Source organism: Streptomyces sp. NPDC004610 (assembly GCF_040609715.1).
Taxonomy (GTDB): Bacteria; Actinomycetota; Actinomycetes; order Streptomycetales; family Streptomycetaceae; genus Streptomyces.
This window is the reverse complement of record NZ_JBEXLA010000022.1, coordinates 39460-62136: the sequence shown is the minus strand read 5'-3', so window position 1 is coordinate 62136 and position 22677 is coordinate 39460. Positions and strand designations below refer to the sequence as shown.

At 67.9% G+C, this 22677-nt stretch carries 25 protein-coding genes; 19 read left to right on the top strand and 6 right to left on the bottom strand.

The window, feature by feature from the left end:
• Positions 1–81 precede the first annotated feature (81 nt).
• The 16 genes from rpsH (at position 82) to truA (ending at position 10393) form a co-directional block, all read left to right on the top strand.
• A complete protein-coding gene (gene rpsH, locus ABZX40_RS23950) occupies positions 82–480 on the top strand; it encodes a 30S ribosomal protein S8 (protein ID WP_014674378.1) in 399 nt (132 codons plus the stop codon).
• 24 nt (positions 481–504) lie between these two features.
• Complete coding sequence (gene rplF, locus ABZX40_RS23945; RefSeq protein ID WP_355741601.1) at positions 505–1044, top strand: 50S ribosomal protein L6; 540 nt, start codon at positions 505–507, stop codon at positions 1042–1044.
• 3 nt (positions 1045–1047) lie between these two features.
• Complete coding sequence (gene rplR / locus ABZX40_RS23940) at positions 1048–1431, top strand: 50S ribosomal protein L18 (RefSeq protein WP_355741603.1); 384 nt, start codon at positions 1048–1050, stop codon at positions 1429–1431.
• A 36-nt stretch (positions 1432–1467) separates the two neighbouring features.
• Positions 1468–2073: a 30S ribosomal protein S5 gene (gene rpsE / locus ABZX40_RS23935; RefSeq protein WP_094054455.1), complete on the top strand. Its 606-nt coding sequence runs from the start codon at positions 1468–1470 to the stop codon at positions 2071–2073.
• A 2-nt stretch (positions 2074–2075) separates the two neighbouring features.
• The gene (rpmD, locus tag ABZX40_RS23930; RefSeq protein ID WP_129307387.1) at positions 2076–2258 is read left to right on the top strand and encodes a 50S ribosomal protein L30; all 183 of its coding nucleotides are present in this window, start codon (positions 2076–2078) and stop codon (positions 2256–2258) included.
• A 2-nt stretch (positions 2259–2260) separates the two neighbouring features.
• Positions 2261–2716: a 50S ribosomal protein L15 gene (gene rplO, locus ABZX40_RS23925; protein WP_355741606.1), complete on the top strand. Its 456-nt coding sequence runs from the start codon at positions 2261–2263 to the stop codon at positions 2714–2716.
• A 317-nt stretch (positions 2717–3033) separates the two neighbouring features.
• Positions 3034–4347: a preprotein translocase subunit SecY gene (gene secY / locus ABZX40_RS23920; RefSeq protein ID WP_355741608.1), complete on the top strand. Its 1314-nt coding sequence runs from the start codon at positions 3034–3036 to the stop codon at positions 4345–4347.
• Complete coding sequence (locus tag ABZX40_RS23915) at positions 4347–4997, top strand: adenylate kinase (RefSeq protein WP_355741610.1); 651 nt, start codon at positions 4347–4349, stop codon at positions 4995–4997. Before secY ends, ABZX40_RS23915 begins: the two co-directional genes overlap by 1 nt.
• A 156-nt stretch (positions 4998–5153) precedes the next feature.
• Positions 5154–5990, top strand: coding sequence for a type I methionyl aminopeptidase (map, locus tag ABZX40_RS23910; RefSeq protein ID WP_355741612.1), 837 nt, complete (start codon positions 5154–5156; stop codon positions 5988–5990).
• A gap of 164 nt (positions 5991–6154) precedes the next feature.
• Entirely contained in the window at positions 6155–6376 is a 222-nt protein-coding gene (gene infA, locus ABZX40_RS23905; protein WP_003948620.1) for a translation initiation factor IF-1, read from the top strand.
• A 65-nt stretch (positions 6377–6441) separates the two neighbouring features.
• A complete protein-coding gene (rpmJ, locus tag ABZX40_RS23900; protein ID WP_003998809.1) occupies positions 6442–6555 on the top strand; it encodes a 50S ribosomal protein L36 in 114 nt (37 codons plus the stop codon).
• Between the two features lie 220 nt (positions 6556–6775).
• The gene (rpsM, locus tag ABZX40_RS23895; RefSeq protein ID WP_355741614.1) at positions 6776–7156 is read left to right on the top strand and encodes a 30S ribosomal protein S13; all 381 of its coding nucleotides are present in this window, start codon (positions 6776–6778) and stop codon (positions 7154–7156) included.
• A 65-nt stretch (positions 7157–7221) separates the two neighbouring features.
• Positions 7222–7626: a 30S ribosomal protein S11 gene (gene rpsK, locus ABZX40_RS23890; RefSeq protein ID WP_003956432.1), complete on the top strand. Its 405-nt coding sequence runs from the start codon at positions 7222–7224 to the stop codon at positions 7624–7626.
• Positions 7627–7744: 118 nt separating this feature from the next.
• Complete coding sequence (locus ABZX40_RS23885) at positions 7745–8767, top strand: DNA-directed RNA polymerase subunit alpha (protein ID WP_003966937.1); 1023 nt, start codon at positions 7745–7747, stop codon at positions 8765–8767.
• Between the two features lie 170 nt (positions 8768–8937).
• Positions 8938–9477, top strand: coding sequence for a 50S ribosomal protein L17 (gene rplQ / locus ABZX40_RS23880; protein WP_355741617.1), 540 nt, complete (start codon positions 8938–8940; stop codon positions 9475–9477).
• A gap of 70 nt (positions 9478–9547) precedes the next feature.
• Entirely contained in the window at positions 9548–10393 is an 846-nt protein-coding gene (gene truA / locus ABZX40_RS23875) for a tRNA pseudouridine(38-40) synthase TruA (protein ID WP_355741619.1), read from the top strand.
• A 44-nt stretch (positions 10394–10437) separates the two neighbouring features.
• Here truA and ABZX40_RS23870 read toward each other — a convergent pair whose 3' ends face one another.
• The 5 genes from ABZX40_RS23870 to ABZX40_RS23850 all read right to left on the bottom strand — a co-directional run bounded on the left by ABZX40_RS23870 (position 10438) and on the right by ABZX40_RS23850 (position 17947).
• Positions 10438–12471 (bottom strand): acyltransferase family protein, encoded by a 2034-nt coding sequence (locus tag ABZX40_RS23870; RefSeq protein WP_355741621.1) that lies wholly within the window; start codon positions 12469–12471, stop codon positions 10438–10440.
• 50 nt (positions 12472–12521) lie between these two features.
• Positions 12522–13619, bottom strand: coding sequence for an NDP-sugar synthase (locus tag ABZX40_RS23865; protein WP_355741623.1), 1098 nt, complete (start codon positions 13617–13619; stop codon positions 12522–12524).
• Between the two features lie 11 nt (positions 13620–13630).
• Entirely contained in the window at positions 13631–14869 is a 1239-nt protein-coding gene (locus ABZX40_RS23860; RefSeq protein ID WP_355741625.1) for a hypothetical protein, read from the bottom strand.
• A gap of 32 nt (positions 14870–14901) precedes the next feature.
• On the bottom strand, positions 14902–16353 hold the full coding sequence (locus ABZX40_RS23855) for a glycosyltransferase family 2 protein (RefSeq protein WP_355741627.1): 1452 nt from the start codon (positions 16351–16353) through the stop codon (positions 14902–14904).
• 709 nt (positions 16354–17062) lie between these two features.
• Positions 17063–17947 (bottom strand): hypothetical protein, encoded by an 885-nt coding sequence (locus tag ABZX40_RS23850; RefSeq protein WP_355741629.1) that lies wholly within the window; start codon positions 17945–17947, stop codon positions 17063–17065.
• Positions 17948–18366: 419 nt separating this feature from the next.
• On the opposite strand from ABZX40_RS23850, the gene rplM reads away from it, so the two are divergent.
• From rplM to glmM, 3 genes are all read left to right on the top strand, one after another.
• Positions 18367–18810, top strand: coding sequence for a 50S ribosomal protein L13 (rplM, locus tag ABZX40_RS23845; protein WP_355741631.1), 444 nt, complete (start codon positions 18367–18369; stop codon positions 18808–18810).
• 42 nt (positions 18811–18852) lie between these two features.
• Positions 18853–19365: a 30S ribosomal protein S9 gene (gene rpsI, locus ABZX40_RS23840; RefSeq protein WP_355741633.1), complete on the top strand. Its 513-nt coding sequence runs from the start codon at positions 18853–18855 to the stop codon at positions 19363–19365.
• A gap of 287 nt (positions 19366–19652) precedes the next feature.
• Positions 19653–21011, top strand: a complete 1359-nt coding sequence (gene glmM / locus ABZX40_RS23835; protein WP_355741635.1) for a phosphoglucosamine mutase — start codon at positions 19653–19655, stop codon at positions 21009–21011.
• 89 nt (positions 21012–21100) lie between these two features.
• On the opposite strand, the gene ABZX40_RS23830 is transcribed toward glmM, so the two are convergent.
• Positions 21101–22570 carry an FG-GAP and VCBS repeat-containing protein gene (locus tag ABZX40_RS23830; protein ID WP_355741637.1) on the bottom strand — a complete coding sequence of 490 codons (1470 nt, stop codon included), beginning with the start codon at positions 22568–22570 and terminating at the stop codon, positions 21101–21103.
• Positions 22571–22677: the final 107 nt, after the last annotated feature.

The following is a 22677-nucleotide window of genomic DNA, read 5'->3' as shown; positions in this document are numbered from 1 at the left end:
GCGCCGCACCCGTCCCGTCCCGGATCGGGGAGAGGGATGGCGCACCAGGAAACCCCGGCGAGAGAGGCCGAAGGCCACTTCATGACCATGACTGATCCGATCGCAGACATGCTGACGCGTCTGCGGAATGCGAACTCGGCGTACCACGACTCGGTGTCGATGCCGCACTCCAAGATCAAGTCTCACATCGCAGAGATCCTCCAGCAGGAGGGCTTCATCACGGGCTGGAAGGTCGAGGACGCCGAGGTCGGCAAGAACCTCGTCCTGGAGCTGAAGTTCGGCCCCAACCGTGAGCGCTCCATCGCGGGCATCAAGCGGATCTCCAAGCCCGGTCTCCGGGTGTACGCGAAGTCCACCAACCTGCCGAAGGTGCTGGGCGGCCTGGGCGTGGCGATCATCTCCACGTCGCACGGGCTCCTCACCGACAAGCAGGCCGGCAAGAAGGGCGTGGGTGGGGAAGTCCTCGCCTACGTCTGGTAGCGGAAGGGAACGGAGGAAACAGCTATGTCGCGCATCGGCAAGCTCCCCATCGCGGTTCCCGCCGGCGTGGACGTCACCATCGACGGCCGTACGGTCAAGGTCAAGGGCCCCAAGGGCGAGCTGACCCACACCGTCGCCGCGCCGATCGATGTCGCCAAGGGTGAGGACGGCGTACTGAGCGTCACCCGCCCGAACGACGAGCGTCAGAACAAGGCCCTGCACGGCCTGTCCCGCACGCTGGTGGCGAACATGATCACCGGCGTGACCCAGGGTTACGTGAAGAAGCTCGAAATCAGCGGTGTCGGTTACCGCGTGACCGCCAAGGGCTCCAACCTGGAGTTCGCGCTCGGTTACAGCCACCCGATCGTGGTCGAGGCCCCCGAGGGCATCTCCTTCAAGGTCGAGGCCCCCACCCGGTTCTCGGTCGAGGGCATCGACAAGCAGAAGGTCGGCGAGGTCGCGGCCAACATCCGCAAGCTGCGCAAGCCCGACCCGTACAAGGCCAAGGGCGTCAAGTACGAGGGCGAAGTCATCCGCCGCAAGGTCGGAAAGGCGGGTAAGTAAGCCATGGCATACGGGCAGAAGATCCTCAAGGGCGACGCCTACAAGCGCGCCGCGATCAAGCGCCGTCACATCCGGATCCGCAAGCGGATCAACGGTACGGCGGAGCGTCCCCGTCTGGTCGTTACCCGTTCCAACCGCCACATCGTGGCGCAGGTGATCGACGACCTGAAGGGCCACACCGTGGCTTCGGCGTCCACGCTGGACACCTCGATCCGCGGCGGCGAGGGCGACAAGTCGGCCCAGGCCAAGCAGGTCGGGGCCCTGGTCGCCGAGCGCGCCAAGGCCGCCGGTGTCGAGGCCGTGGTGTTCGACCGTGGTGGTAACCAGTACGCCGGGCGCATCGCCGCCCTGGCGGACGCCGCCCGCGAGGCCGGGCTCAAGTTCTGAGCCGCTTGTAGCTAGCGGAAAGAGAGAGGTAATCCAATGGCTGGACCCCAGCGCCGCGGAAGCGGTGCCGGTGGCGGCGAGCGGCGGGACCGGAAGGGCCGTGACGGCGGCGCTGCTGCCGCCGAGAAGACCGCGTACGTTGAGCGCGTTGTCGCGATCAACCGCGTCGCCAAGGTTGTGAAGGGTGGTCGTCGCTTCAGCTTCACCGCGCTTGTCGTGGTGGGTGACGGTGACGGCACCGTGGGTGTCGGTTACGGCAAGGCCAAGGAGGTGCCGGCCGCCATCGCCAAGGGTGTGGAGGAGGCCAAGAAGCACTTCTTCAAGGTCCCCCGGATCCAGGGCACCATCCCGCACCCCATCCAGGGTGAGAAGGCTGCCGGAGTCGTGCTGCTCAAGCCGGCGTCCCCGGGTACCGGCGTGATCGCCGGTGGTCCGGTGCGTGCCGTGCTGGAGTGCGCCGGTATCCACGACGTGCTGTCGAAGTCGCTCGGCTCCGACAACGCGATCAACATCGTGCACGCCACCGTGGCGGCCCTCAAGGGCCTCCAGCGTCCCGAGGAGATCGCGGCCCGCCGCGGTCTGCCCCTGGAGGACGTGGCCCCCGCGGCTCTGCTGCGCGCACGTGCCGGGGCGGGTGTGTGATCATGGCGCAGCTCAAGATCACGCAGGTCAAGTCCTACATCGGCAGCAAGCAGAACCACCGTGACACCCTGCGTTCCCTCGGTCTCAAGGGGATCAACACGCAGGTCGTCAAGGAGGACCGCCCCGAGTTCCGCGGCATGGTGCGCCATGTCCGCCACCTCGTGACGGTCGAGGAGGTCGACTGATCATGGCGGAGCAGAACCCGCTGAAGATCCACAACCTCCGTCCCGCCCCCGGTGCCAAGACCGCCAAGACCCGTGTCGGTCGTGGTGAGGCGTCCAAGGGCAAGACGGCCGGTCGTGGTACCAAGGGCACCAAGGCCCGCTACCAGGTTCCGGAGCGCTTCGAGGGCGGCCAGATGCCGCTCCACATGCGCCTCCCGAAGCTGAAGGGCTTCAAGAACCCGTTCAGGACCGAGTACCAGGTCGTGAACCTCGACAAGCTGGCCGCGCTCTACCCCGAGGGTGGCGAGGTCACGGTCGAGGGTCTGGTGACCAAGGGTGCCGTTCGCAAGAACAGCCTCGTCAAGGTCCTCGGCCAGGGCGAGATCTCCGTGGCGCTGCAGGTGACGGTGGACGCCGTCTCCGGCTCCGCCAAGGAGAAGATCACCGCCGCCGGCGGTACCGTCACCGAGCTCGTCTGAACACCTCAGGCGTCTCGATGACTTGAGCGATCCCGACCGGGGATACCCCACAAATGGGGTATCCCCGGTTGGTCGTTCCAAGGGCGGTGGTGTCGCCGGTAAGGTGACCTACGCTGCCCACTTTCGCGGGGTGTCGCCTCCCCGAGGGGCACCTTGCGCGGCGGTCGGCCGTTACACAAGTCGTTCCGCAAGCCGCACCACACGCTGTTCCACAAGTTGTTGAAGTTGTTGCACAAGTCGTTTCATCAGTCGTAGTCGTACTGGACTCTCAAAACCGTCACCCTTGACGCAGACGCGCGGGGGTCGCAGGAGGCACCGTGCTCACCGCGTTCGCCCGAGCGTTTAAGACGCCCGACCTGCGCAAGAAGCTGCTGTTCACGCTCGGCATCATCGTGATCTACCGGATCGGTACGCATATCCCGATCCCGGGTGTCGACTATCGCAACGTGCAGACCTGTCTGGACCAGGCCAGCGCCAACCAGGGTCTCTTCGGACTGGTGAACATGTTCAGCGGTGGCGCGCTGCTCCAGATCACGATCTTCGCGCTCGGCATCATGCCGTACATCACGGCGAGCATCATCCTCCAGCTCCTGACGGTGGTGATCCCCCGCCTGGAGGCCCTGAAGAAGGAGGGCCAGGCCGGAACGGCGAAGATCACGCAGTACACCCGCTATCTGACCGTCGCGCTCGCCGTGCTCCAGGGCACCGGCCTGGTCGCCACCGCCCGCTCCGGCGCGCTGTTCAGCGGCTGCTCCGTGGCCGGTCAGATCGTGCCCGACCAGTCCATCTTCGTGACCATCACCATGGTCATCACCATGACCGCCGGTACGGCCGTCGTCATGTGGCTCGGTGAGCTGATCACCGACCGCGGCATCGGCAACGGCATGTCGATCCTGATGTTCATCTCGATCGCCGCCACCTTCCCGTCCGCGCTGTGGGCCATCAAGCAGCAGGGCTCGCTGGCCGACGGCTGGATCGAGTTCGGCACGGTCATCCTCGTCGGCCTCTTCATGGTCGGCCTGGTGGTCTTCGTCGAGCAGGCCCAGCGCCGTATCCCGGTGCAGTACGCCAAGCGCATGATCGGCCGCCGCTCCTACGGTGGTACGTCTACGTACATCCCGCTCAAGGTGAACCAGGCCGGTGTGATTCCGGTCATCTTCGCCTCGTCGCTGCTCTACATCCCGGCCTTGATCGCGCAGTTCTCCAGCGGTACGTCCGGCTGGAAGACCTGGATCGAAGGGCACCTCGTCCAGGGTGACCACCCGTACTACATCACTCTGTACTTCCTGCTGATCGTGTTCTTCGCCTTCTTCTACGTGGCCATCACGTTCAACCCCGAAGAAGTAGCGGACAACATGAAGAAGTATGGTGGCTTCATCCCGGGCATCCGGGCTGGCCGACCGACCGCTGAGTACCTGAGCTACGTACTCAACCGGATCACCTGGCCGGGCTCGCTGTATCTGGGCCTGATCGCTCTCGTGCCGACAATGGCGTTGGCTGGTTTCGGGGCAAACCAGAACTTCCCCTTCGGCGGGACCAGCATCCTGATCATCGTGGGTGTCGGCCTGGAGACGGTGAAGCAGATCGAGAGCCAGCTCCAGCAGCGCAATTACGAAGGGTTCCTCCGCTGATGCGAATCGTCCTCGTGGGGCCGCCGGGTGCGGGCAAGGGCACCCAGGCCACGCGCCTTGCCGAGACGCTGCGAGTACCGCACATCTCCACCGGTGACCTGTTCCGCGCCAACATCAGCAAGCAGACCGAGCTGGGTAAGCTCGCGAAGTCTTACATGGACGCCGGGAATCTCGTCCCCGACGAGGTGACCATCGCGATGGCCAAGGACCGCATGGAGCAGCCGGACGCCGAGAACGGCTTCCTGCTCGACGGCTTTCCCCGCAATGTCTCGCAGGCCGAGGCGCTGGACGAGCTGCTGACGACCGAGAGCATCAAGCTGGACGCGGTGCTGGATCTTGAGGCGCCGGAGGAGGAGGTCGTCAAGCGGATCGCCGGCCGGCGGATCTGCCGCAACGACTCCTCGCATGTGTTCCATGTGACGTACAAGAAGCCGGCCGTCGAGGGCGTCTGCGATGTCTGCGGCGGTGAGCTGTACCAGCGGGACGACGACTCCGAGGAGACGGTCCGCAAGCGGCTTGAGGTCTACCACACGCAGACCGAGCCGATCATCGACTACTACAAGGCTCAGGGGCTTGTGGTGACGATTTCGGCGACGGGCGCGGTGGACGAAGTGACCGTGCGGGCGCTGGCGGCGCTGAAGCAGGGTTAGGTTCTCTGATTGTTCGTACGGTGGTGATGGCCGCGGTTCCCTTTGGGGGGCCGCGGCTGTTGCGTGCCGCCCTGCGGCACGACTGCCCGCAGCTGGGGGCAGTCGCCGTAGGATTGCTGGCAGTCCGTTTTCCGGTGCAGGAAGGCCGTTGTTCTTATGGTGCAGATCAAGAATCCCGAGCAGATCGCCAAGATGCGGGCGGCGGGGCTGGTCGTGGCCGCCATTCATGCGGCGACTCGGGAGGCGGCTGTGCCGGGGGCGTCGACCAGGGATCTGGACGAGGTGGCCCGCAAGGTGCTCGCCGAGCACAACGCGACCTCGAATTTCCTCGGGTACGGCGGTTTCCCCGCCACCATCTGCACGTCCGCGAACGATGTCGTCGTCCATGGGATCCCGTCCGAGAGCGTGGTGCTGAAGGACGGGGACATCATCTCCATCGACGCCGGCGCGATCGTGGACGGCTGGCACGGGGACGCCGCCTTCACCGCCTTCGTCGGCTCCGGTCACGCTCCGGAGCTGGTCGAGCTGTCCCGGGTGACCGAGGAGTCCATGTGGGCCGGGATCGCCGCCATGAAGCAGGGCGCGCGGCTGGTCGACATCTCGCGGGCCATCGAGACCTACATCCGCCGCCAGCCCAAGCCCGGCGGCGGTCGCTACGGGATCATCGAGGACTACGGCGGCCATGGCATCGGCACCCAGATGCACATGGACCCCCATCTGCTGAACTACGTCGACCGGCGCCGGGGCAAGGGTCCGAAGCTGGTGCCCGGGTTCTGCCTGGCCATCGAGCCGATGGTGTCGCTCGGCACCCCGCGGACCAAGGTGCTGGAGGACGACTGGACCGTGATCACCACGGACGGCACCTGGTCCTCGCACTGGGAGCACTCCGTCGCCCTGACGGAGGACGGACCGCTGGTGCTCACGGCCCCGGACGGGGGCAGGGCCAAGCTCGCCGAGTACGGAGTCACCGCAGCTCCCGATCCGCTGGCATAAGGATCTCCGTCCGCGGGCAGACTTGAGCGATTCGTCTTTACGGGTGTGCTTGGCGTAGACTGACTCGTCGGCTCTCGTGCGCCCGCATGTCTGTATGCGCCCCTCAGGAAACTAGGGGAGAAGCGCCGGGGTCGATCAAGGTAGTCGATTCCGAAGGGCGAAGCGTGGCCAAGAAGCAAGGTGCCATCGAGATCGAGGGCACTGTCGTCGAGTCTCTGCCTAACGCGATGTTCAAGGTCGAGCTCCAGAACGGCCACCAGGTCCTGGCACACATCAGCGGCAAGATGCGGATGCACTACATCCGTATCCTCCCTGACGACCGGGTCGTGGTGGAGTTGTCTCCGTACGACCTGACCCGTGGCCGGATCGTCTACCGGTACAAGTAGATCTTGCCCACGCCTCGTGATCTCTCGCGGGGCCGTCGGCAACTGACCCGGAGAACCTCAATCCCATGAAGGTCAAGCCGAGCGTCAAGAAGATCTGCGACAAGTGCAGGGTGATCCGCCGTCACGGCCGGGTCATGGTCATCTGCGAGAACCCGCGCCACAAGCAGCGCCAGGGCTGATCTCAGCGACCATCCCCTCTGCCTCCATCGCAGAGACTTCGCGCGACGCGAGCTGAAAATGTTCATACGCAGGACCCGAGCCGTCGCAAGCGGCTCGACACCCCCGGCTCGGAGGCCGGGGACCCAGTCCGTACCAAATCATCCGGATGTGATGTGGGTGAGGACGGCGGTTGGGAGTCGGTTCTGCGGAAGACCTCCGACGATCACCAGGAGCCATTGAATGGCACGCGTTTCCGGTGTTGACATCCCGCGCGAAAAGCGTGTGGAGGTCGCCCTCACCTACGTGTTCGGCGTCGGCCGGACCCTCTCGCAGGAGACGCTGGCTGCGACCGGCGTCGACCCCAACACCCGCGTTCGCGACCTCTCCGAGGAGCAGCTCGTCGCGATCCGCGAGTACGTGGACAACAACATCAAGACCGAGGGTGACCTCCGTCGTGAGATCCAGGCCGACATCCGCCGCAAGGTGGAGATCGGCTGCTACCAGGGTCTCCGTCACCGTCGCGGTCTGCCCGTCCGCGGTCAGCGCACCAGCACCAACGCCCGCACCCGCAAGGGTCCGCGTCGCGCCATCGCCGGTAAGAAGAAGCCGGGCAAGAAGTAGTCCGCAGCGGACTCGCCGTCCAGCGGTCTTCGCTGTAGGACCGACCACCTCCCGTAGGAGTACAGATGCCCCCCAAGGGTCGTCAGGGCGCTGCCAAGAAGGTGCGCCGCAAGGAAAAGAAGAACGTCGCTCACGGCCACGCGCACATCAAGAGCACGTTCAACAACACGATCGTCTCCATCACGGACCCGTCCGGCAACGTGATCTCCTGGGCCTCCGCCGGCCACGTCGGCTTCAAGGGCTCCCGGAAGTCCACGCCGTTCGCCGCGCAGATGGCCGCCGAGTCGGCCGCCCGCCGCGCCCAGGAGCACGGCATGCGCAAGGTCGATGTGTTCGTGAAGGGCCCGGGGTCCGGTCGTGAGACCGCGATCCGCTCCCTCCAGGCCACCGGCCTTGAGGTCGGCTCCATCCAGGACGTCACCCCGACGCCGCACAACGGATGCCGGCCGCCGAAGCGCCGCCGGGTCTGATCACCGGGCGCGTTTGAGGTTTTCGGGCGGTACGGCTCTTTCCGCCGTATCGCCCGTACCCTTAGTAGTGCATCAGGGCGTCAAATAGCGGGCGCCCCTGACTGAAGGAAACAGAAACATGCTGATCGCTCAGCGTCCCTCGTTGACCGAAGAGGTCGTCGACGAATTCCGCTCCCGGTTCGTGATCGAGCCGCTGGAGCCGGGCTTCGGCTACACCCTCGGCAACTCCCTCCGCCGGACCCTCCTCTCCTCGATCCCCGGTGCGGCTGTCACCAGCATCCGGATCGATGGCGTGCTGCACGAGTTCACCACCGTGCCGGGCGTCAAGGAGGACGTCACCGACCTGATCCTCAACATCAAGCAGCTCGTCGTGAGCAGTGAGCACGACGAGCCCGTGGTGATGTACCTGCGCAAGCAGGGTCCGGGTCTGGTCACCGCCGCCGACATCGCGCCCCCGGCCGGTGTCGAGGTGCACAACCCCGACCTGGTCCTCGCCACGCTCAACGGCAAGGGCAAGCTGGAGATGGAGCTGACGGTCGAGCGTGGCCGCGGTTATGTCTCCGCCGTGCAGAACAAGCAGGTGGGTCAGGAGATCGGCCGGATCCCGGTCGACTCGATCTACTCGCCGGTGCTGAAGGTCACGTACAAGGTCGAGGCCACGCGTGTCGAGCAGCGCACCGACTTCGACAAGCTGATCGTCGATGTCGAGACCAAGCAGGCCATGCGTCCCCGTGACGCCATGGCGTCGGCCGGTAAGACGCTGGTCGAGCTGTTCGGTCTCGCCCGCGAGCTGAACATCGACGCCGAGGGCATCGACATGGGTCCGTCCCCGACGGACGCCGCCCTCGCCGCGGATCTGGCGCTGCCGATCGAGGAGCTGGAGCTCACCGTTCGGTCGTACAACTGCCTCAAGCGTGAGGGCATCCACTCCGTGGGTGAGCTGGTCGCGCGGTCCGAGGCGGATCTGCTGGACATCCGCAACTTCGGTGCGAAGTCCATCGACGAGGTGAAGGCCAAGCTCGCCGGGATGGGTCTGGCGCTGAAGGACTCGCCTCCCGGGTTCGACCCGACCGCTGCGGCGGACGCCTTTGGGGCGGACGATGACGCGGACGCCGGGTTTGTGGAGACCGAGCAGTACTGACCGTTTGTGGCTGCGGGACCGTTGTGGCTGGTCGCGCAGTTCCTCGCGCCCCTGGGCGTGGGCCCTTCCGGACGTCTGAAACGGCGCCCGGATCTTCGACGGGCGACCGCCCGCTCGGATACTGACCTCGGTACCTGATACGGCCGGGGCAGAGACACAGGAGAGACATCATGCCGAAGCCCACCAAGGGTGCCCGTCTGGGCGGCAGCGCCGCGCACGAGAAGCTGCTCCTCGCGAACCTCGCGAAGGCGCTCTTCGAGCACGGTCGTATCACCACCACCGAGGCGAAGGCCCGCCGGCTGCGGCCCTACGCCGAGCGTCTGGTCACCAAGGCGAAGAAGGGCGACCTTCACAACCGCCGTCAGGTGCTCCAGGTGATCACGGACAAGAGCATCGTCCACACGCTCTTCACCGAGATCGGCCCGCGCTACGAGAACCGTCCGGGTGGCTACACCCGGATCACCAAGATCGGTAACCGTCGGGGCGACAACGCGCCCATGGCGGTCATCGAGCTGGTCGAGGCGCTGACGGTGCAGCAGGCGGCCGTCGGTGAGGCCGAGGCCGCGACCGCGCGTGCCGCGAAGGACGCCGAGGCGGCCGAGGCGGTCAACGAGACCGAGGTCGTCGAGGACGCCAAGGTCGAGGACGCCAAGGTCGATGTGACCAAGGGTGACGACGAGGCTCCGGCCGAGGAGTCCAAGGACGCGTAAGTGTTCTTCGGCGGGTCCGTTCCTTTTCAGGGGCGGGCCCGCTTTCCTTTGTGGGTGGAGAGGGAGTCTGGTGAGTGACGAGGTGCCGGACGGGTTCGTCCGGGTGCGGCTCGATCTGTCGTACGACGGGACCGGGTTCCGGGGGTGGGCCAAGCAGGCCGGGGGGCAGCGGACCGTCCAGGGGGAGATCGAGGACGCGCTGCGGACCGTCACGCGGTCGGGGGGTGTGTCGTACGAGCTGACCGTGGCCGGGCGGACGGATGCGGGGGTGCATGCGCGGGGGCAGGTGGCGCATGTCGATCTGCCGGTTCAGGTGTGGGGGGAGCAGCGGGAGAAGCTGCTGAAGCGGCTGGCCGGGCGGTTGCCCAGGGATGTGCGGGTGTGGGGGGCGCGGGAGGCGGCCGAGGGGTTCAACGCACGGTTCGCCGCGTTGTGGCGGCGCTATGTGTACCGGGTGGGGGACGCGCCGGGGGGCGTCGATCCGCTGCTGCGGAACCATGTGCTGTGGCATGACTGGGCGTTGGACGTGGGGGTGATGGACGCCGCCGCCAAGTCGTTGGTGGGGGAGCATGACTTCGCGGCGTACGCCAAGAAGCGGGAGGGGGCCTCGACCGTGCGGGAGATCTTCGACTTCGGGGTGCGGCGTACGGAGGCCGGGGTCGTGGAGATCGAGGTGCGGGCCGATGCCTTCTGCCACAACCAGGTGCGATCGATGGTGGGGGCGCTGCTGTTCGTGGGGGACGGGCACCGGGGGGTGGAGTGGCCGCGGGCGGTGCTGGACGCGGGGGTGCGGGACAGCGCGGTGCATGTGGTGCGACCGCACGGGCTGACGCTGGAGGAGGTCGCGTACCCGGCCGATGAGCTGCTCGGGCGGCGGCAACTGGAGGCGCGGCGGGTGCGGGGGCGGGTGCATTGAGGCTCACCGGGGGTCGGGAGCCTTGCCGCGCCTTCCAGTAGGGGTTACTTCTTGCTCAGCACCTTCTCGAAGGTCGGTTCCAGGAACGGAACCAGCGTGCGCGCGTAGCTCCCGGTCATATGGCTGTAGTCGAAGTAGACCACCTTGCCACCGACGACGGCGGGGCAGTACCCGTCCGCGCAGAACGCGGGGATGGTGTCGATGACCGTGGCGCCGTGCTCCTCGGCGACCTCGCGTTCCATGGCGCGAACCTCCGGATTGTCGATGACGTCCTCGGCCTTCGGGCTACAGGAAGCCAGTTCGTCGGCGTTCTCGGCCAGGCAGTCCGGGACGCTGAAGCCCGGGTAGGGCGTGTCCGTCAGATAGACGAGGTCCGCGCCGGTGGCCCTCAGCGTGTCGAAGGACTCCTCGGCGCCCTCGCGGGTGGCGGTCGGCTGGGCCCGGTTGGTGATCACGACGACGTCCGGCCGCATCTTGCCGATGTACTCCAGGGCGGACTTCCGCCAGGACACGCATTCGGTGTATTCGCGTCCGAGATCCTCGCGCGTGATCTTGTATGCCTCGGGGCTGCATCCGCCCTTCGCCAGGGTGACCATCCTGGCCCGGTACTTCTTGCCGATCTCATGGAGGGCGTTGCCCCACTGCCATGAGTGGGAGTCGCCGATGACGGCGACCGATATCTTGCCGTCGGGGTCACCGATGACACAGTTGTCACGCATGACGAAGGTCTTGATCTCGGTGTTGTCGATGCAGCCGTGCTCGGTCTGATCGTCCGGGGCCGCCAGCAGGTTGCTCTCCCCGACTCTGGGGGCCGCCCGTTGCCCGACGGCTGTCCGGACGGACTCGGTGCCTTGGAAGCCCGTTGCCGATGCGGAGTCCTCGGAGGTGTTGAGCGACAGGTTGAGCGGCACTACGTGCAGGGCGATCACCATGGCGGCGGTGGTGGAGGCGGTGAGTGCCCCGCCGGTGATCACACCGCGCCAGGGGGTGAGGACAAGCTTGACGTTGTTCCGGAAACGCCGTTCGACCATGTAGTGCATGGCCACGGCCAGCAGGAAGGACAGGACCGCCACCCGTAGCCGGTCCTGGAAGGTGAACTCCCGCTCGACCATGCTGGGCCACAGGATCAGCAGCGGCCAGTGCCAGAGGTACCAGCCATAGCTGACGTTGCCGATGAAGTTGAACACAGGATTGTCGAGGACCTTCTCCGCGCCGAGGCGGGGAGCCGCGCAGCCGCCGGCGATGACCAGGGCGGCGCCCAGCAGCGGGCCGGCCACCGCGTAGCCCGGCAGGGGGGTCTCCTCGCTGATGAGCATGGCCGTGACCAGGATGGTGCCCAGCCCCAGCCAGGTCATCACCGTCGCAAGTCCCGTGCTCATCCGGGACAGTGCCGGTGCCCACAGGGCGAGCAGCACACCGAAGGTGATCTCCCAGATACGGGTATGGGTGCTGAAGTAGGCCAGCGGCTGGTTGTCGGGCGTGGCGGTGTAGCCCATGAAGAACGAACCGGCCACCACGGCGATCAGCGCCAGCGCGACGAAGACCCGGTTCCGGAAGAGGAGACGGCTCAGCCACACCAGAGCCACCAGCGTGACCGGGGCGACGACGTAGAACTGCTCCTCGATACCCAGCGACCAGAAATGCTGGTACGGGGACTGGCTGCCGTCGTTGGCGAAGTAGTCGGTGCCGGTCTCCACAAGACGCCAGTTGATGAGGCTGACCGACGCGGCGAGTCCGTCGGACATGTACTCACGGAAGCGGAACGGGCTGACGTAGATCCAGGAGACCACCGCTGTGATGACGATGGTGATGGCCATGGGCGGTGCGATACGGCGAAAACGCCGGGCCCAGAACTTCGTCAGTGAGACCTTGCCGGTTCTGTCGATCTCGGCGAAGAGCTGGCTGCCGATCAGGAAGCCGCTCAGGACGAAGCTCACGTCCACGCCACCGTGGATGTCGAGGAGTCCGCAGTGCATGCTGACCACCATCAGGATGGCGACGGCACGCAGGCCCTGGATGTCAGGGCGGTATTTGCGGAGACGCTCGGTCTCCACTTCCTTGGTGCGGTGGCGGGACATGTTTCTCCAGTAACTGACGGACCGGTCGAGCCGTGGAAGGACGGGCGGTCTCAGTGGACCGTCGGGCAGGCGGCGGCCGTGCCGCTGACCCGGACGCCCTGGGCGGGGATACGGATGCCGCAGGCCAGCCGGAGCTGGGCGGGCAGTTCGTTGTCCGCGCCGACCTCCGCATGGCAGCCCACGACGGCCTCGCGGAGCACCGACCGGGCGCCGATGGCGGAGTCGTGGTCCACGACGGACTCCTCGATACGGGCGCCGGGCCCGAGGGTGACGTGCGCGCCGACGATGGACCGGTCGACCACCACGTCCGGTCCGAGGACGGCGTGCGGGCCGATGGCCGAGCCGCCGAGGACCCGGGCGGTCGGGTCTACCTGGGCGGTCGGGTGGATCAGGGCCTCGGCGGGCGGTCCCACCAGCGGGGAGCGGGCCCGGCCGGTGACCAGGTCGGCGGAGCCGTGGACGAAGGCGAGCGGGGTGCCGAGGTCGCGCCAGTAGTCGGCGGTGGTGTGGCCGTGGACCCGGCCGCCGCGGGCGACGAGCCGGGGGAACGTCTCCTGTTCGACGGAGACCTCGCGGTCGCCGGGGATGGCGTCGAGCACGGAGCGGCGGAAGACATAGCAGCCCGCGTTGATCTGGTCGGTGACGCACTCCGCGGCGGTCTTGGGCTTCTCCAGGAAGGACAGCACCCGGCCGTGGTCGTCGGTCGGCACCAGACCGAAGGCGCGGGGGTCGGCGACCCGGGTCAGATGCAGGGTCACCTCCGCGTCCCGTTCGCGGTGGGCGGCGAGGAGGCCCCGCAGATCGACGCCGGAGAGGATGTCGCCGTTCAGGATCAGCACCGGGTCGTCCGGTCCGCCGCGCAGCAGGCGTCCGGCGTTGCGGATCGCGCCGCCGGTGCCCAGCGGCACGTCCTCGACGGCGTAGGAGATGTCCAGGTCCTGGGAGAAGTCGCGGAACTCGTCCTCGAAGAGGGCGGCGAGGTAGGAGGTGGCGAACACCACGTGCCCGACCCCGGCGTCCATCAGCTTGGCGATCTGGTGCCGGATGAAGGAGGAGCCCGCCACGTTCAGCAGCGGCTTGGGGGTGTGGTTGGTCAGCGGGCGCAAGCGGGTTCCCTTGCCGCCCACCAGGATGATGGCTTCCTGCATGATTCCTCGGGTCAGCTAGCGGTGTCGGTGCCGGGGCCGGCGTAGTCGGAGCCGAAGCAGGACTTCACGGCCTTCTCGGTGAGCGGGCGTCCGGCGAAGTCGAGCCGGGAGGCGACCTCGTCGTCGGGCGGGGTGTTGGGGTCGTCGTCGAACCAGATCGACCACCAGTACACGCCCTTCATCCGGCGCTCCTGGACGACCTCGCAGACGGCGGTGTACCAGGTGGCCTGCACCTCGGGATTGACGGCCCGCTTGGTGTAGAAGTCGCCGGGGGCGTGGTAGGCGCCGTCCATGGCACCGATGCCTGCCTCGGCGATGGTGAGATTGGGCAGTTCGCCGGTGTCCTTCTTGTCCAGCCAGGTGTTCCAGCCGTCGACGAGTTCGTCGACCGAGGCGCTGTCCGGGACCTTGATGGGGAAGTAGGCGTCGACGCCGAGATGGCTGACCGGCATGTCGATCCGGCCGGAGACGTAGTTGTCCCAGTTGGCGTCGTAGGCGACCTCGCCCGAGTAGATCTCCTCGGCGTCGGCGACCAGGGGTGTCCAGCCCGGGTCGCCCTCCATGGAGTTCAGCTCGGTGCCGATGACGAAGGTGTCGGCCTTCAGCTTGTCGGCGGCCTTGAGGTAGGGCGTCAGCAGTTCCCCGTAGGAGCCGAACCAGGCGGAGCGGGAGTCGGGCTCGATGTTGCCGCGCCAGCCCTCGGGCGGGTCGAGGGCCGCCTCGTCCATGATCGGGCGGACGGTGGTGCGGAAGCCGGCGTCCTCGAAGACCGTCAGGACCCGGGACAGCCGCTCGGGGGAGGGGGTCTTGGGGCCGGTGGAGAGCGTGTCGGAGGTGATGCCCTCGGTGAAGAAGGGGAAGGACACCGACACCGAGTTCGCGCCGAGCCCGATCAGATACTTGGCCTGCTTGCGGGCCTGGGCCTCGATAAAGCTGGCGGAACGTTTCTTCTCTTCCTCCTCCCAGTAGATCTGCACACCCCACTGGGGCATGCCCTCCTTCCAGGGCTCGGCGACCTGGAGGCCGGAGGCCGTGGCGGGGGCGGAGCCGGTGTCGGTGCCGGAGCCGGCGGGTGCACCGGGGGTGCGCGGGGTGGGGGAGGGGGCCTCGGAGTCGTTGAGCACGATCTCCGGGAGGCGGGAGCCGGACTCCCAGCGCACGGGATGGTCACCGAGGACGAAGGGGGTGGCCAGCACCACGGTGAGCACGGTCACCGGGAAAATGGCGAGCAGCGGCAGTCGTGAACGCATGTCAGTTGTCTTCCGGGGGTCGGCCGGGCGGATCAGGCGGGCTTGGCGATCACGACGAACTTGTTCTCCTCGCGCTTGGCGAACTTCACGAAGCCGCGCAGACCGCCGAGGCCCTCCAGGACCGAGAACACGGGGATCATCGCGACCACGGCGATCGGCTCCCACCACTTGCGCCGTCCGCTGACCGAGGCGAGGGCGTTCAGCCGCAGGCCCTCCCAGTAGGTCCAGATGACATAGGCGAAGTTCAGGGCCCACAGGATGACCACGGACTGGGTCACCGGGGAGGTGTTCATGTCGTTCAGCAGCCAGCCGATGAGCAGGACGGCACCGATGTGCTGGAGCGGGCCGAGGATCCAGGTCGTCACACAGACCGAGAGGAACCAGCGGTAGCGCAGCGGCACGGCCCGGTTGAAGCACAGGGCGACCAGACCCCAGGCCCAGCGTTCCCGCTGCTTGATGAAGTCCTTGGCGTTGGCGGGGGAGGCGCCGTAGCAGCGGCCGTTGAACCAGTCGCTGCGGCCGGGGTACCTCCGGCAGAAGGTCAGGGCGAGCCGGGCGTCCTCGACGATCTCCTTGGGGCCGAAGTCCCAGCCGATCTCCGCCTCGATGGAGGCCCGCAGCACCAGCAGTTCGCCGTGCACCCCGGCGGCCGGGGTGCCGAGGCCGGTCAGCGCCCGGAAACGGGCGATGTCATCGGCGGGGCGGACGGCGTCGGCGAGCCAGGTGAACATGCTCACCGCGTTCTCGCGCGGGTAGGTCAGGATCCCCTGGGCCATGTGCTTGGCCTTGTCGGGGTGGGCCCGCCGCTGGCGGTTGATGAACTGGGCCAGCGCGGCGGCGGTGTCGGGGCCGACGCCGGTGTCGTCGTCCATGTGCAGCACCCAGACGTAGTCCAGTGCCTCGCCCTCCGCGATACGCAGCTCATGGGCGTAGTGGTTGGCGCGGGCCTTGAAGCGGGTGCCGTTGGCGGGGACGTAGTCCTTGGGCACCGTGATCACCCGGATCAGCGGGTGGGAGTCGGCGAGCCGGTCGATGGCCTCGGCGGCCTCGCAGCCCTCCTCGGTGAGGATGTCGACCCGCAGATACGGGAAGTACTCCGGGAGGTGCTCCACATAGGACAGGATCGAGCGCTCCAGCGCCGGATAGGTGTCGTGGCGTCCGATGGTCGGACAGAGCGCGATGAGGAAGTCCTGCTCGGCCGGGGCCGGCGGGGTCATCCGGTCGCTCTTGCGCACCCGGCGGCGGATCAGCCAGGCGCCCTGGATACCGACCAGCACACCGGCGACGGGCAGGGACCAGACGACGGTCAGGACCCAGCTCAGCGCGGTGGTGCTCGGGCGGTAGGTCCACAGCCCGAGAAAGGTCAGGAGGACGAAGGGCAGCAGGAACGGGAGGATGCCCGGCTTCCAGGACGCCGTACGTTTGGCCAGTTTCTGGCTCTGTCGCGAAGGCGACACTCCCCCGTTGACCAGTGACGATGCCATGTCGACTGCGGAACTCCCCTGAGATCGGTGGTGCGTTGAGGCAGCGACAGATCTCGGCCATGGCACACCGGGGCATGCCATGGCGCATTCACGTGGGTTCCCTGCCCCCCCAACGCCTTCTTTTGGCGCACTCGGCCCCATACCGCTCAGAAGCCCCCCTAGGCATCCAAAGCTCGGACCGAACAAGAGCACGATACTCGCACGTGTGAGTGGTCTATGAAACGGTTGCGAAGAATCTGTGGGTAAAAAATGCTCAGACGAAGGCTTGTGTCGTGATCGCGCGGGAAGAGTAGGAGGTCCGTTTCACATCCCCAGCAGCGTTTTTCCGCCAGGGCTCCGCGAGGTTCTCGTACGGGAGTGACTGTGCCCACAGGGTCCGGAGTGTCCGTGGTGTTTCGGCCAGAGTGTCCGGTTGTGCGCTGTGTTGTGCGCTGTGCCGCGCCCTGTTCGGGGGAGGGGGGAGGGGGAGGGGGAGGGGGCTCCGCGACGATCCGTCAGGCGCCGTAGCGGCGTCGGCGCGCTCCGCTTGCCGGGGGAGTCGGGGGGCTCGGCGCTCGCTCTCGGATCGCGGTCGCGCGGGTCGGTGGGGGCAGGGGTCTCCGGCTCCTCGGGTCCGCAGCAGGCCGAGTCGGCGTCGCATCCGTGCGGACTGTCCCTCTTTGCCCCGTCCCGTGTGATGTGGAGATTGTCACTCGGGGCGGGGGACGGGTCAGTCCGCGGCGGCCTCGGTGGATGCCTGGGCCTCGCCCCGGCGGCGGATCTGGCGGAAGGCGAACTCCGCCAGGTCGTCGCCGGTGGAGAAGACGGCGGTGTCCTCGGTGGTGACGTCCTTGCCGTCGGTGAAACCGGCCACCGTGAAGTAGGCGTACCGGCCGTAGGCGTTCGTCGTGGAGCGGCAGACCGCGGAGTTGCAGAACTGCTCGATCCCGCCGCCCGTCAGCGCGCTGACGATGCTGTCCTCGTCCGACTGGTCCTTGGCCCGGGTCGCCTGCGCCTCGGTGTCGAAGACGGCCACCCCGACCGTCACCGCGACCCCGTCCTTGACGTAGGAGACCCGCAGCAGCCGGGTGCAGTCGTTGTCGTCGAGGACCTTGGGCAGGGTGCCCTGGGCGGCCGAGGCGCAGTTGCTGGTGTCGGCCGTCGGGCCCTTCTTGTAGACGGTGTCGCCCATGGTCAGCTGGGTGCCCGGGAACAGGCTCTCCGCGCTGAGCGGGGCCTTGTCCTTGTCCTTGCTGGCGATGAAGTCCTTGGGGTCCAGCGGGGGCGGCGCGCTGGTCGGCTCGAACGACGGGGCCGGTCCCGAGCCGCTCGGGATGTCCGCCGTCGAGGGCAGCTGCGCACCGGAGCGGTCCGGTGACCCGCTGTCGCCGTTCGCGGACACCACGGCCACCGCCACCGCCGTACCGATCGCGATGGTGGCGAGGGCGCCGCCGCCGATGAACAGCAGACGGCGGCGCTTGTTGCGGGCCTCGGACGCCTCGGCGAGGGCGGCCCAGTCAGGTGTGCCGTCGTCGCCGCCGCTGTTCCAGGGCTGCTGGGAATGCGGTTTCCAGGGATCCCACTGGGACTGGGGTCCCCCCTGCCCGTAGCTCATGGGCCGCATCTTAGACGGGCCGGGCGAACGGGCGGCCCGGCTCAACAAGCCCTGCCGGTCGCGGCGTTCGCTCCTCCGGCCACCGTCCACGACCGCTTATCACCGGCAAAAGAGACATCCGGGGGTGGTTCGGCCCGGGGAACAGGGGGTGGCGTCGCGATACGTGGTTGCGGAGTAACGTTCTGTGCTGCTAGGGGCGGGTGGGCGCTCGTTTTGACCGTCAAATGCAGCCCAGGTATCCTGCTGGTTCGTTGTGTATTGGCTTGCTCACTCTCACGGGACGGGCCCTTACACCGGTCCACCGGGCCGATGACCAGCGACTCCACAACGCGGTATGCGTCGCCGCCGTGGGACCAGGCTGTCGTGATCGTTTCGGTGACCTTGTCAGGACCATTCACTCGAAGCGAAGGCTACGAACCGTGCGTACGTACAGCCCCAAGCCCGGCGATGTGACGCGCCAGTGGCACGTCATCGACGCTCAGGACGTCGTCCTGGGCCGTCTCGCCTCCACCACAGCGGCCATTCTCCGCGGCAAGCACAAGCCGATCTACGCGCCGCATGTCGACACCGGTGACTTCGTCATCATCATCAACGCCGACAAGGTGCACCTGTCCGGCAACAAGCGGACCCAGAAGCTGGCCTACCGCCACTCCGGCTACCCGGGTGGTCTGCGCTCCGTCCGCTACGACGAGCTGCTGGACAAGAACCCCGAGAAGGCCATCGAGAAGGCCGTCAAGGGCATGCTCCCCAAGAACACCCTGGGCCGTCAGATGCTCACCAAGCTGAAGGTCTACCGCGGCGAGAACCACCCCCACGCTGCGCAGCAGCCGGTTCCGTTCGAGATCACCCAGGTCGCGCAGTAATTCCGGCCACCCCCTAAGACTGAACAGAATCTGAGGAGCATCGTGGCCGAGACCACTGCCGAGCAGCCGCTCGAAGAGCTTGACATCGACAGCTACACCACCGAGTCCGAGGTCGTCGTGGAGGGTGAGTACACCTCCGAGTCCCTCGCCTCGCACTTCGGTGAGCCCCAGCCCGCCGCGGGCCTGGGCCGCCGCAAGAACGCCATCGCCCGCGTCCGGATCATCCCGGGCACCGGCAAGTGGAAGATCAACGGTCGCACCCTTGAGGACTACTTCCCCAACAAGGTGCACCAGCAGGAAGTCAACGAGCCCTTCAAGGTGCTGGAGCTCGAAGGCCGCTACGACGTCGTCGCCCGCATCGCCGGTGGCGGTGTCTCCGGCCAGGCCGGCGCCCTGCGCCTCGGTGTCGCCCGCGCCCTGAACGAGGCCGACGTCGACAACAACCGCGGCGCGCTCAAGAAGGCCGGGTTCCTGCGCCGCGACGACCGTGCGGTCGAGCGCAAGAAGGCCGGTCTGAAGAAGGCCCGCAAGGCCCCGCAGTACAGCAAGCGCTAAGCCGCAGGCTGGTCTGCTCGTACTCCGAACGCCCCGACGGCACGCCACTGTGCCGCCGGGGCGTTCGTTTTCTTGCGGACGCAGGCGTATAACGGCACAAGACGCTCAAAGGTTTGTGTGATCGGCTGATGCCATCGGCTGGTGCGCCATCAGCTGACGTGATCGGCTGACGTGATCGGCTTGTGTGATCGGACGGCCAGGCATCGCAGGCATGCCTGGAGGTGGGAGACGCGTGCGCGGGCCGCACCCGCACGGCTTCCGGTACTGACGCTTCCTCAGGAGGACCAGTGGGACGACTCTTCGGGACGGACGGCGTACGCGGTGTCGCCAACGCGGATCTGACGGCCGAGCTGGCGCTCGGGCTGTCGGTCGCGGCGGCCCATGTACTCGCCGAGGCGGGCACCTTCGCGGGCCATCGGCCGACGGCCGTGGTGGGGCGGGATCCGCGCGCGTCCGGGGAGTTCCTGGAGGCCGCGGTGGTCGCGGGCCTGGCCAGCGCGGGGGTGGATGTCCTGCGGGTGGGGGTGCTGCCCACCCCGGCGGTCGCCTATCTCACCGGCGCGCTCGGCGCCGACCTGGGCGTCATGCTCTCCGCGAGCCACAACGCCATGCCCGACAACGGGATCAAGTTCTTCGCCCGCGGCGGCCACAAACTCCCCGACGACATCGAGAACCGCATCGAGTCCGTCTACGAGGAGCACCGCACCGGCGCCCCCTGGGACCGGCCGACCGGCGCCGGCGTCGGCCGGGTCCGCGAGTATGTCGAGGGCTTCGACCAGTACGTCGCCCATCTGATCGGCGTCCTGCCGAACCGCCTCGACGGCCTGAAGATCGTCCTGGACGAGGCCCATGGCGCGGCGGCCCGGGTCTCCCCGGAGGCGTTCTCACGGGCCGGTGCCGAGGTCGTCACCCTGGGTGCCGAGCCGGACGGGCTCAACATCAACGACGGCTGCGGCTCCACCCACCTCGACCAGCTCCGCGCCGCCGTCATCGAGCACGGCGCCGACCTCGGCATCGCCCATGACGGGGACGCCGACCGGTGCCTCGCCGTGGACCACACCGGTGCCGAGATCGACGGCGACCAGATCCTCGCCGTGCTGGCGCTGGCCCTGCGGGAGCGGGGCGCGCTGCGGGCGGACACGGTGGTCGCGACCGTGATGTCCAATCTGGGCTTCAAGCTGGCCATGGAGCGCGAGGGCATCGCCGTGGTGCAGACCGGGGTGGGGGACCGGTACGTACTGGAGGAGATGAAGGAGCACGGGTACGCCCTCGGCGGCGAGCAGTCCGGGCATGTCATCATCCTCGACCACGCCACCACGGGTGACGGCACGCTGACCGGGCTGATGCTGGCGGCGCGGGTCGCGCAGAGCGGGGTGTCGCTGCGGGAGCTGGCGAAGGTGATGGAGCGGCTGCCGCAGGTCCTCATCAATGTGCCCGATGTGGACAGGTCACGGGTGTCGTCGTCAGGGGATCTGGCGGCGGCGGTCGCGGAGGCGGAGCGGGAGCTGGGCAGCAGCGGGCGGGTCCTGCTGCGGCCGTCGGGGACCGAGCCGCTGGTGCGGGTGATGGTGGAGGCGCAGGACATCGAGCAGGCCCGGACGGTGGCGGGGCGGCTGGCGGACGCGGTGAAGTCGGCGTTGGGGTAGATAGTCGCCGGGTGCGGTAGATGCTGGTGAGGTGAGCGGTCCGGGGCCGGGGAGGCCGCGGACCGCTCTTGCCTTGATGTCAGCCGGGGTCAGTCGGCGAAGTTGGCGCCGAAGAACGGGGTTCCCGTGGTCGACAGACCGGCGGCGGGGGCGGAGATCGCCCGGGAGCCGGTGGCCGTGATCCGGGAGCCGTTGGACGGGAGGTACGTCACCGCGCCGTCGCCGCCGTTCTCGCCGGAGCCCACGATCAGGTCGGCCCGGCGGTCGCCGGTGACATCGTCCAGCTTGACGTCCATGCCGAACCCGTCGTTGTCCTCGTTGGTGCCGGGGACTCCGGCCGTGTCCTGGGTGAAGGACTGGGCGCCGGTGGTGCGCAGACCGCTCGAGCCGCCGTACAGGACGGTGACCATGCCGGTGTCGTCGTCGTCACCGATGTTCTCGTAGACGGTGCCGATGGCCAGGTCGAGATAGCCGTCGCCGTTGATGTCGCCGAGGTCGAGTTCGTGGCCGAAGCGGTCCTTGGTCTCCGAGACGCTGGGGACGCCCGCCGTGTCCTGGGTGATGGAGGTGACCCGGCCGGGGCCGTCCTGCGTGCCGTACGTCACCCAGACCGTGCCGCCCTTGGCGCTGGTCTCGGGGTGGGTGTAGCCGTCGGCGGCCTCCCAGACGGCGCCGCTGACGATGTCGCCGTAGCCGTCGCGGTTGATGTCGCCGATGGCGGTGACGATGCCGGCCTTGATCCGCTGCCAGGTGTTGGTGTGCAGGCCGCTGGTGGAGCCGGGGAAGAGGTAGTTGCGGTTCCAGCCCTGGTCGCTGGCCGTCTCGTAGCCGTCGACCACCAGGTCGGTGATGCGGTCGCCGTTGACATCGCCCGCGGTGAGGTTGAGCGGGCCGAGGCCGGTGCCGGACATCACGGGCGGCTTGAGGGTGGAGCGGCCCTTGCCCGGGGTGCCGGAGGAGGAGAAGCCGCCCTTGAGGATGTGGACGGTCGAGGAGGTGGTGCCGACGGCGAGGTCGGCGCGGCCGTCGCCGTCGAAGTCGCCCGCGGCGACCGTGTTGCCCCAGCGGTCGTGGGAGCCGGGGGAGGGGTCGGCGATGGTGGCGCTCCTGCCGGTGAGCCCGGCGGAGGAGCCCCACAGGAGGATGACGGTGCCGCCGTCCTTGTCGCTGCCCATGTCCTCGCCGGGGGTGCCCACGACGAGGTCGTCGTAGCCGTCGCCGTTGAAGTCGGCGTAGGCGGCCTTGGCGCCGAAGGCGTCGCCGGTCTCGGCGGAGCCGGGGACGCCGGTGGTGTTCTGGCTGATGACGGTGCGCTTGCTGCTGGTGACGCCGGTGCCGGTGCCGTACAGGACGACGATCTGCCCGGCCTCCTTCTTGCCGGAGACGTGGGCGGCCTGGGCGGAGGTGGCGAGGTCGGCCCTGCCGTCCTTGTTGAAGTCGGCGCCCGGTACGTGGGTGGAGTCCGCGGCGGTGGCCGGGGCGGCGGTGAAGGTGAGCAGACCGCCCGTCAGGGCCGCGGCGACGGCGGTGGCGAGGGCGAGTCTGGGTCTCTGGTGCATGCGGGTTCTCCTGCTGCATGCGGGGACGCCTGGCGGGCGTCCGCGAAGGATGGGGTGCGGACCGCGGCACACGTTCACCGGGAAGTGCTCGGGAGCGCTTCCGTGGT

Bases quoted from the DNA above. Each gene is read 5' to 3' on its own strand.
- rpsH (WP_014674378.1), top strand. From the start codon at position 82: ATGACCATGACTGATCCGATCGCAGACATGCTGACGCGTCTGCGGAAT.
- rplF (WP_355741601.1), top strand. From the start codon at position 505: ATGTCGCGCATCGGCAAGCTCCCCATCGCGGTTCCCGCCGGCGTGGAC.
- rplR (WP_355741603.1), top strand. From the start codon at position 1,048: ATGGCATACGGGCAGAAGATCCTCAAGGGCGACGCCTACAAGCGCGCC.
- rpsE (WP_094054455.1), top strand. From the start codon at position 1,468: ATGGCTGGACCCCAGCGCCGCGGAAGCGGTGCCGGTGGCGGCGAGCGG.
- rpmD (WP_129307387.1), top strand. From the start codon at position 2,076: ATGGCGCAGCTCAAGATCACGCAGGTCAAGTCCTACATCGGCAGCAAG.
- rplO (WP_355741606.1), top strand. From the start codon at position 2,261: ATGGCGGAGCAGAACCCGCTGAAGATCCACAACCTCCGTCCCGCCCCC.
- ABZX40_RS23915 (WP_355741610.1), top strand. From the start codon at position 4,347: ATGCGAATCGTCCTCGTGGGGCCGCCGGGTGCGGGCAAGGGCACCCAG.
- map (WP_355741612.1), top strand. From the start codon at position 5,154: ATGGTGCAGATCAAGAATCCCGAGCAGATCGCCAAGATGCGGGCGGCG.
- rpmJ (WP_003998809.1), top strand. From the start codon at position 6,442: ATGAAGGTCAAGCCGAGCGTCAAGAAGATCTGCGACAAGTGCAGGGTG.
- rpsM (WP_355741614.1), top strand. From the start codon at position 6,776: ATGGCACGCGTTTCCGGTGTTGACATCCCGCGCGAAAAGCGTGTGGAG.
- rpsK (WP_003956432.1), top strand. From the start codon at position 7,222: ATGCCCCCCAAGGGTCGTCAGGGCGCTGCCAAGAAGGTGCGCCGCAAG.
- ABZX40_RS23885 (WP_003966937.1), top strand. From the start codon at position 7,745: ATGCTGATCGCTCAGCGTCCCTCGTTGACCGAAGAGGTCGTCGACGAA.
- rplQ (WP_355741617.1), top strand. From the start codon at position 8,938: ATGCCGAAGCCCACCAAGGGTGCCCGTCTGGGCGGCAGCGCCGCGCAC.
- ABZX40_RS23870 (WP_355741621.1), bottom strand. From the start codon at position 12,471: ATGTCCCGCCACCGCACCAAGGAAGTGGAGACCGAGCGTCTCCGCAAA.
- ABZX40_RS23865 (WP_355741623.1), bottom strand. From the start codon at position 13,619: ATGCAGGAAGCCATCATCCTGGTGGGCGGCAAGGGAACCCGCTTGCGC.
- ABZX40_RS23860 (WP_355741625.1), bottom strand. From the start codon at position 14,869: ATGCGTTCACGACTGCCGCTGCTCGCCATTTTCCCGGTGACCGTGCTC.
- ABZX40_RS23855 (WP_355741627.1), bottom strand. From the start codon at position 16,353: ATGGCATCGTCACTGGTCAACGGGGGAGTGTCGCCTTCGCGACAGAGC.
- ABZX40_RS23850 (WP_355741629.1), bottom strand. From the start codon at position 17,947: ATGAGCTACGGGCAGGGGGGACCCCAGTCCCAGTGGGATCCCTGGAAA.
- ABZX40_RS23830 (WP_355741637.1), bottom strand. From the start codon at position 22,570: ATGCACCAGAGACCCAGACTCGCCCTCGCCACCGCCGTCGCCGCGGCC.